We start from the raw sequence: 7,713 nt of genomic DNA, 5'->3' as shown, positions 1-7,713 counted from the left end.
TATGGGCGATGCTCCGAAAATATGAGCGGTGATCTGAAAATATGAGCGGTAATCTGAATATATGAGCGATGCTCCGAAAATTGAGCGGTAATCTGAATATATGAGCGATGCTCCGAAAATATGAGCGGTGATCTGAATATATGAGCGATGCTCCGAAAATATGAGCGGTAATCTGAATATATGAGCGATGCTCCGAAAATATGAGCGATGCTCCGAAAATATGAGCAGTGATCTGAATCTATGGGCGATGCTCCGAAAATATGAGCGGTGATCTGAAAATATGAGCGGTAATCTGAATATATGAGCGATGCTCCGAAAATTGAGCGGTAATCTGAATATATGAGCGATGCTCCGAAAATATGAGCGATGCTCCAAACATGTGAGCGATGCTCCGAAAATATGAGCGATAATCTGAAAATATGAGCGATGCTCCGAAAATATGAGCGATGATCCGAAAATATGAGCGATGCTCCGAAAATATGAGCGGTAATCTGAAAATATGAGCGGTAATCTGAAATATGAGCGATGATCCGAAAATATGAGCGATGCTCCGAAAATATGATCGATTATCCAAATATATGAGCGATGCCACAAAAATATGAGCGGTGATCAGAGAAGACATCTTGATGAGGCAATTTTTCGTCGATGTTCTTACTCACGCTTTTTTTATTATAGATACTGCATAAATTTTTTTGGTTCCAAAATTGAAAGTAGCCGAGTTTATGATAAAATGATGGGTAGGAATGGGGCTGCTCGTGGCTCTGTTAAAAACCATTCGACGACCGAGGGAGAGAATCATGGAAAAAGTACTAGTTTTCGGACACAAAAATCCAGACACAGATACCATTTGTTCCGCTATCGCTTATGCAGAACTAAAAACAAAGTTAGGCATTGATGCTGAACCGGTCCGGTTAGGGCAAATCAACGGTGAAACCCAATACGCTCTCGACTACTTTAAGGCAGAAGCGCCTCGTCTGGTAGAAACGGTGGCAAACGAAGTGGACGGCGTCATTCTCGTTGACCATAATGAACGCCAGCAAAGTGTTTCAGATCTTGAAAAAGTTCAGGTGTTGGAGGTTATCGACCACCATCGCATCGCCAACTTTGAAACAAGCGATCCATTATATTACCGGGCCGAACCGGTTGGCTGCACGGCAACGATCTTAAATAAACTTTACAAAGAAAAAGGCATCGAAATCTCGAAAGCGACGGCCGGCTTGATGCTGTCAGCGATCATTTCAGATTCTTTGCTTTTTAAATCCCCGACATGCACGGATGAAGACATTCAGGCAGCCCGTGAATTGGCTGAAATCGCAGGGGTGGATAGTGAAAGCTACGGGCTGGAAATGCTTAAAGCAGGTGCGGATTTGAGCGATAAAACCGCGAAAGACCTTATCTCTCTTGACGCGAAAGAATTTTCAATGGGAAGCAAGAAAGTGGAGATCGCGCAGGTGAACGCAGTGGATACGAATGAAGTTCTTGCTCACCAAGAAGAACTTGAAACTGTAATTGCTTCAGTCATCGCCGAGAAAAACCTTGATCTATTCCTGTTTGTGGTTACCGATATCTTAACCAATGATTCGGTCGCACTTGCTCTTGGTAACGCAACGCAGGCGGTGGAAAAGGCTTATAACGTCCAGCTGTCTAACCATACAGCAGTTTTAAAAGGGGTAGTATCACGAAAAAAACAAATCGTTCCAGTATTAACTGAAACATTTAATGCTCTTTAATTTTTAGGATAGGGAACCGCCGTTGCTATATACGGTGGTTTCTTTATTTAGCAGAGAGGAACGTGCAAACTCTCCTCTCTGCATAAGGTGCAAATGCGCTTAATCGATTGCTACGGCTTTCTTCTGATCGCCGAGTATTCTTTAGCATGTGCTTCGTGTTCGGCGATGATTGTGTCAGCAGGAATATGATTATTTTTTTTAGGTGTTAAGCGGTTTCGGTGTTTTTTTCCCATATTTGGCCTCCTGTGTACGAATGCTTCTGAGGATTTCCGTCCCTGGTTATATTTTGAGGGCAATCTTCAAAAAATATGAGAAGAGAACTGCATGGCAATGGGGTTCTTTTTTCCAAACATGGAGATATTATGATATAGTTAAAAGCGATGCTTTATTTGTTAACCCGAGTTTATAGGAGGTATTAGTATGAGTGTACATATTGGAGCGGCAGAAAACGAAATAGCTGAAACGGTGCTGCTGCCTGGCGACCCGCTTCGTGCAAAGTATATTGCTGAAACCTTTTTAGATGATGCCAAGTTATATAACGAAGTCCGTAACATGTTTGGTTACACAGGCACATATAAAGGGAAGCGCATTTCCGTCCAGGGAACAGGGATGGGCGTTCCTTCGATTTCGATTTATATAAACGAACTTATGCAAAGCTATAATGTTCAAAAGTTGATTCGCGTAGGAACAGCGGGAGCGATCCAAAAGGATGTAAAGGTAAGGGATGTTATCCTCGCCATGAGTGCATCGACTGATTCCCAGATGAACCGCCTTACATTCGGTGGAGTGGACTATGCTCCGACGGCTGATTTCGATTTGTTAAAAAAGGCGTATGAAGCCGGCATTAACAAAGGTCTCCAGCTAAAGGTAGGCAATGTTTTTACTGCTGACCAATTCTATAATGATAACAGCGACCTCGAAAAGTGGGCGAAATATCAAATTCTCGCCATCGAAATGGAAACCGCTGCTTTATATACGATTGCAGCTAAGTTAGGCCGTCAAGCCTTGTCCGTGCTAACCGTAAGCGATCATATTCTCACAGGAGAGGAAACAACGGCCGAGGAGAGGCAAACGACTTTTAGTGACATGATTGAGGTTGCATTGGAAGCAGCGATCCAGGAATAAAAGTTCTTAGCTGGTTAACGGGTGTTCGAGAAGTGAAGGGGACCGTACTGGATAGTACTGGTTCTTCTCGAACCCCGTTTTATCTTATTGTTACGAGAAACTTTTTAAGACAAATTACTGTAGGATATTTTTTTTTTCGCGTTTTCGCGTAAACACTGATAAAATAGTCTTTACAATTATATGCTTGCATCTAACCGTGCATGAAAGTGGTGATATGTTAGTGGAAGAGGAAAATAAACCTCAGGAGCCGGACAAGGGTTCTGCATTTATTAAAATAAAAAAATTCCCATTCATCATGGGGATCTTTATGCTTATTTTTTTAACCGCAGCAATTACAACGCTTGCTCTGACGTTTGGCGACGAAAAAGTACAGTCCATCGCTCCATCAGTGGCAAATCAGCGTGAGGAGTTTAATAAATTATATTCAACCTACGATACGATAAAGAAGAAATATTTTACAGAGGTCGATGACAATACGCTCATTAATGGTGCGATAAACGGAATGCTTGAATCGCTCGATGATCCCTATTCAGATTATATGAATGAAGAGGAAGCGGCAAATTTCCATCAGAGCATTTCATCTTCCTTTGAGGGAATTGGGGCAGAAATTCAAGAACAGGACTCCAAGATCATGGTAGTCTCCCCGATCAAAGGTTCTCCAGCTGAAAAAGCCGGCTTAAAGCCTAATGATGTTATTCTGAGTGTTAACGGGAAAAGCCTGCAGGGCATGAGTTCAAGCGAGGCTGTCACACATATCCGAGGGAAGAAAGGCACGAAAGTGGACTTAATGATATCCCGTGCTAATGCAGAGCCAATGAAGGTGACGATTGTTCGGGACACGATCCCGATTGAAACGGTATATGCAGAAATGCTACCGGATGGCATTGCTAAAATCCAGGTGACGAGCTTTTCTGATGAAACTGCGAAGGAACTGCGCACGGCTTTAGCGGAAATGCAGGAGAAAAACATGAAGGGCTTAATCCTTGATTTGCGCGGCAACCCGGGTGGTTTGCTTGATCAGGCGATAGAGATTGCCAGCATGTTTGTCCCGAACGGAGAAATTATCCTGCAGGTGGAAGACCGTTCAGGCAAGAAAGAAATCATTAAATCCGAGAACGATGGTACATTGGAAACGCCAATGGTTGTAGTCATCGATAAAGGAAGTGCAAGCGCCTCTGAAATTGTTGCCGGTGCGGTCAGCGAATCAGCAGGAATCCAGTTGATTGGCGAAAAGACATTCGGTAAAGGGACAGTCCAGACGGCCGAGGATTTTAAAGATGGATCCAACTTTAAATTTACAGCCGCAAGATGGCTGACTCCAAAAGGCAATTGGATTAATGAAAAAGGAGTTGAGCCGGACGTGGCCGTATCACTGCCGGCTTATGCAAATCTGCCTTTTATCTCTCCGGATAAGGAACTGAAAGAATCGGATTCCTCCGCCGAGGTTAAAGGAGCAGAGGAAATGCTGAAGGCTGCCGGATATAATCCAGGAAAAGTCGACGGCTTTTATGACCAGGATACAGAGGCAGCCGTCCTTAAGTTTCAGAAAGACAACAAGCTTAAGGCAACAGGCACGATCAAAGATGAAACAACGATGAAATTAATGGAAACTTTGCGTGAAAAAATCCTTGAGAATGATACCCAAGTGAAAAAAGCGATCGAGATTTTAAAAGAAGAAATGAAATAAAGTGAAAGGCCATTTCCTAGTGAGATGGCCTTTTCTATATCATTAGGCAAATGCTGGTATATTCTTGAAAAAGGTAGGGGAAGCTAAGGATACTTTTCCCAACTGAGGTGAACGTGATGAGACTACGCACACTTGCAATATTAGCCCTTGTGCTTATTGTTTCTGGTTGTATGGGAGTCCCGGATAATCGATCTAAAAATAAAGAAAGTTCTCCGAGTGACGCCAATGACTCGGTTTCTGAAGCTGTATTGGATGAAAAGACCTTCTTATTACTTGGCGTCGATTCAAGAGGGGAAGCTTCTTCTAGGTCAGATGCTATCTTGCTCGCCCGTTATGATGAGAAACAAAAAATTATAAAGCTAGCTTCGATTATGAGAGACAGTTATGTGGAAATTCCGGGATACAAACTGAATTACAATAAGATCAACATGGCTTATTACCTGGGTGGGAGCGACCTTTTGAAAAAGACGATTTATGATAATTTTCATATCAAAGTCGATCATGTAGCCATCATTGATTTTAACGGATTTGTAAAGCTGATAGACCTTCTTTCACCGGAGGGAATAAAAGTAGATGTGAAACCGGAAATGATTGAGGACATGACTATTGAAGCAAGCAAGGGGGAAAATGTTCTACACGGAGAAGAAATTCTTAAATACGTTCGCTTCCGGCATGACAGTGAAAGTGACTTTGGCCGGGTAAAACGGCAGCAGGAGGTACTTGTTCAGTTAAAAGAAAAGGTTGTTGAGCGGCTTTCATCTGTAGAGGGAGTAGCAGCAATGCCGCATGTACTGGGTGAAGCCCGTTCACTCATTGATACGGATATTGGAATGAAACCCCTTATTGAAATAGGAACGTCTCTGCTGTTCAATCCAATCGATGAGGTCGAGACATTGCGTATACCGGTAGAGGGCAGTTATACAGATGAGACCTATCCCCATTCAGGGGCCGTTTTGGAATTGGATAAAGAGAAAAACCAAGCAGCGTTACAAGAATTTATTGAAAGATAGGACATATAAGCTTTCCTATAAGGCAACTTCGCTTATGCAAGGTCATCTATTGATGTTTTCTTTACAGGACTGAGGGGAAAAGATTTGGGAAAATATTTCTGAAGGGGGTACAAATATGCCTTGGAGTAAGGATGATTATCCGGATGCCATGAAAAACCTGGATGCTGATGTCAGGAATAAGGCGATAGAGATTGCCAACGCTCTGCTGGACGACGGTTATGAAGACGGACGGGCCATCCCGATTGCGATCGATCGCGCAAAAATGGCAATGGAAAAAGAAGATTAATTGAACGAATGGAAAAAGCAGTGACCTGCACAAAGTTGGCAGGCCTGCTTTTTTGCTGCTGATTTACACGTTTTGATCTTGTCATGATAGAATATAATTATAATTGTTATCAGTTAGCAAATGAGTTGAAGAAGGAATGATTCCCATTAATCAAGAAAAAATGTTTCTCCTTGAAAAAGAATTTAAAAGTGTTTTCCGTAGTATGCGAAAGGAGTTCAATGAACTATTCGGTACAGAAATCAACAGCAACGAATTTTTGGTCCTTAAATTTATTGCGGTGTCAGGTTCGCAAAAAGCTTCTGCCTTATCAAAGGAATTAGACGTTTCAGCAAGTCATATAACGACTGTAACCGACTTCCTTGTAAAAAAGGACCTGCTTACAAGAAACCGTATGGAAAATGACCGCAGGGTCGTTAATTTTGAATTGACGGATAAAGGCAAAGAGATGATTGAGGATCTGGAAATTAAGAAAACAGAATATTTGGCGAGGAAATTCGGCAAGCTGACGGATGAAGAACTAACGACTTTTCTCGAACTTATTAAAAAAATACGCTAAATGTGGGTTTGGGTAGAAGCTTTACTATATTCTATATAAAAAGAGGCAGCCATCTCTGCCTCAGTTCATTCGTTATCTATTCATTTGGCCAAAAGCGGCAAATGTTTTTTCATCTTCAATTAACCCGCATGTTCCGCATTGAACCCGTACATCCGGACCTTTATAGGGAATATGGAAAGGATCCAATGTCTCGTTTGTGTATTGCTGTACGATGTCACCCGAATTAGGGTCCTTTTTAACAGGTGTGGAAACCTGTTGAATCAGATTAAACCTCATTTTGTTCGTTTTGCAGTTAGGGCATCGGTATACTTGTGACAATCTTTTCACTCCTTTTTACCGTTTATTTTTGCCAAAATTGTTCAAAATATGTACCAGGAAAAAGGTTCTTAAAGAAGGTGTGAGAGCAGTTGAATGATTCAGGAAAATTATTAGATTCCTATTTGCGAATATGGAACAATCGGACAGTAACTGACAGCAGTTCAGCACCGGTTGATTTATTATACGAACTCATCAAACGGGAATTGCTGGATGAGAACTCACACCCGCGAACGAGAAAGCCAAAATTCGAAAAGTTTTACAGCAGTGTGAAAAGGGTGATTTCTTCAGAATTAACGGAAGCAGAGAAAGTTGAACTTCTTTCTGTGTATGTGAATATAATGGGAGAATGTTAATATAGTTTAGTCTTTTTTCTTTAGTCCATGATATCTTAATAAAAGAAGTTTATTTCTATTTCATGCAAAGGGGTATCCATCATGAAGAAATTGTTCGTACTTACTATAGCAGTTTTCGCTTTTTTAGGAGGCTGCTCGAATAGTGAGGAGAAGGATGAAGTACCAAAGATGTTGGAGGTTGATTTAAGCATTGAACCGGGGAAGGCTGAAGCCGGTGAAACGGTCCTTTTTGAAGCAGAGGTGACGTACGGAAAAGAAAAAGTCACGGATGCGGATGAAGTTACATTCGAAATATGGCGTTCTCAAAGCGAGAACCATGAAAAGTTTGAAGTTACCAACGCCAAAAATGGTGATTATAGGCTTGAAAAATCCTTTTCCGAAGAAGGAACCTATTATGTATACGCCCATGTTACTGCTAAAAGAACGCATAGCATGCCAAAAAAAGAATTTGTAATTGGAAAGCCGAGTGCTCCTGAAGAGAAAAGCGGCAGCAATCATATGGAACACGACGAGGAACAAGGGGAGTCTTCTCATAACCATTAATATGAAGTAACTAAAGAATCCTGACTATGTCGGGGTTCTTTTCTTCTGTCAAGGATAATCCGAATATTAATATATTGATATAACAATTGTAATAGACTTGTAATC

At 41.6% G+C, this 7,713-nt stretch carries 10 protein-coding genes; 8 read left to right on the top strand and 2 right to left on the bottom strand.

All coding sequences use genetic code 11. The features are described from left to right. The first annotated feature begins 797 nt into the window (after window positions 1-797). Entirely contained in the window at window positions 798-1,730 is a 933-nt protein-coding gene (locus LQ216_RS17890; protein WP_117308118.1) for a manganese-dependent inorganic pyrophosphatase, read from the top strand. A gap of 110 nt (window positions 1,731-1,840) precedes the next feature. Here LQ216_RS17890 and LQ216_RS17885 read toward each other — a convergent pair whose 3' ends face one another. After that, window positions 1,841-1,963 carry a hypothetical protein gene (locus tag LQ216_RS17885; RefSeq protein ID WP_230130791.1) on the bottom strand — a complete coding sequence of 41 codons (123 nt, stop codon included), beginning with the start codon at window positions 1,961-1,963 and terminating at the stop codon, window positions 1,841-1,843. Window positions 1,964-2,150: 187 nt separating this feature from the next. On the opposite strand from LQ216_RS17885, the gene deoD reads away from it, so the two are divergent. From deoD to LQ216_RS17860, 5 genes are all read left to right on the top strand, one after another. Further along, window positions 2,151-2,855 carry a purine-nucleoside phosphorylase gene (deoD, locus tag LQ216_RS17880; RefSeq protein WP_230130790.1) on the top strand — a complete coding sequence of 235 codons (705 nt, stop codon included), beginning with the start codon at window positions 2,151-2,153 and terminating at the stop codon, window positions 2,853-2,855. A gap of 214 nt (window positions 2,856-3,069) precedes the next feature. Further along, window positions 3,070-4,542 carry a S41 family peptidase gene (locus LQ216_RS17875; RefSeq protein ID WP_230130789.1) on the top strand — a complete coding sequence of 491 codons (1,473 nt, stop codon included), beginning with the start codon at window positions 3,070-3,072 and terminating at the stop codon, window positions 4,540-4,542. 116 nt (window positions 4,543-4,658) lie between these two features. Next, window positions 4,659-5,552, top strand: coding sequence for an LCP family protein (locus tag LQ216_RS17870; protein ID WP_230130788.1), 894 nt, complete (start codon window positions 4,659-4,661; stop codon window positions 5,550-5,552). A 115-nt stretch (window positions 5,553-5,667) separates the two neighbouring features. Continuing rightward, complete coding sequence (locus LQ216_RS17865; protein ID WP_174234334.1) at window positions 5,668-5,838, top strand: hypothetical protein; 171 nt, start codon at window positions 5,668-5,670, stop codon at window positions 5,836-5,838. A gap of 202 nt (window positions 5,839-6,040) precedes the next feature. After that, entirely contained in the window at window positions 6,041-6,394 is a 354-nt protein-coding gene (locus tag LQ216_RS17860; RefSeq protein WP_230130787.1) for a MarR family transcriptional regulator, read from the top strand. A gap of 72 nt (window positions 6,395-6,466) precedes the next feature. Here LQ216_RS17860 and LQ216_RS17855 read toward each other — a convergent pair whose 3' ends face one another. Beyond that, entirely contained in the window at window positions 6,467-6,712 is a 246-nt protein-coding gene (locus LQ216_RS17855) for a DNA alkylation repair protein (protein ID WP_117308123.1), read from the bottom strand. 89 nt (window positions 6,713-6,801) lie between these two features. On the opposite strand from LQ216_RS17855, the gene LQ216_RS17850 reads away from it, so the two are divergent. After that, the gene (locus LQ216_RS17850) at window positions 6,802-7,065 is read left to right on the top strand and encodes a hypothetical protein (protein WP_230130786.1); all 264 of its coding nucleotides are present in this window, start codon (window positions 6,802-6,804) and stop codon (window positions 7,063-7,065) included. 81 nt (window positions 7,066-7,146) lie between these two features. After that, the gene (locus tag LQ216_RS17845; RefSeq protein WP_230130785.1) at window positions 7,147-7,608 is read left to right on the top strand and encodes a FixH family protein; all 462 of its coding nucleotides are present in this window, start codon (window positions 7,147-7,149) and stop codon (window positions 7,606-7,608) included. Window positions 7,609-7,713 lie beyond the last annotated feature (105 nt).

The sequence above is a fragment of the Bacillus sp. CECT 9360 genome, assembly GCF_918741275.1.
Classification (GTDB): Bacteria; Bacillota; Bacilli; order Bacillales; family DSM-1321; genus Peribacillus.
This window is presented reverse-complemented; position numbering and strand designations above follow the sequence as displayed.

What these genes read in the sequence shown, in the direction of transcription:
- deoD (WP_230130790.1), top strand. Translation starts at nt 2,151, where the DNA reads ATGAGTGTACATATTGGAGCGGCAGAAAACGAAATAGCTGAAACGGTG.
- LQ216_RS17870 (WP_230130788.1), top strand. Translation starts at nt 4,659, where the DNA reads ATGAGACTACGCACACTTGCAATATTAGCCCTTGTGCTTATTGTTTCT.
- LQ216_RS17860 (WP_230130787.1), top strand. Translation starts at nt 6,041, where the DNA reads ATGCGAAAGGAGTTCAATGAACTATTCGGTACAGAAATCAACAGCAAC.
- LQ216_RS17885 (WP_230130791.1), bottom strand. Translation starts at nt 1,963, where the DNA reads ATGGGAAAAAAACACCGAAACCGCTTAACACCTAAAAAAAATAATCAT.
- LQ216_RS17865 (WP_174234334.1), top strand. Translation starts at nt 5,668, where the DNA reads ATGCCTTGGAGTAAGGATGATTATCCGGATGCCATGAAAAACCTGGAT.
- LQ216_RS17845 (WP_230130785.1), top strand. Translation starts at nt 7,147, where the DNA reads ATGAAGAAATTGTTCGTACTTACTATAGCAGTTTTCGCTTTTTTAGGA.
- LQ216_RS17875 (WP_230130789.1), top strand. Translation starts at nt 3,070, where the DNA reads ATGTTAGTGGAAGAGGAAAATAAACCTCAGGAGCCGGACAAGGGTTCT.
- LQ216_RS17890 (WP_117308118.1), top strand. Translation starts at nt 798, where the DNA reads ATGGAAAAAGTACTAGTTTTCGGACACAAAAATCCAGACACAGATACC.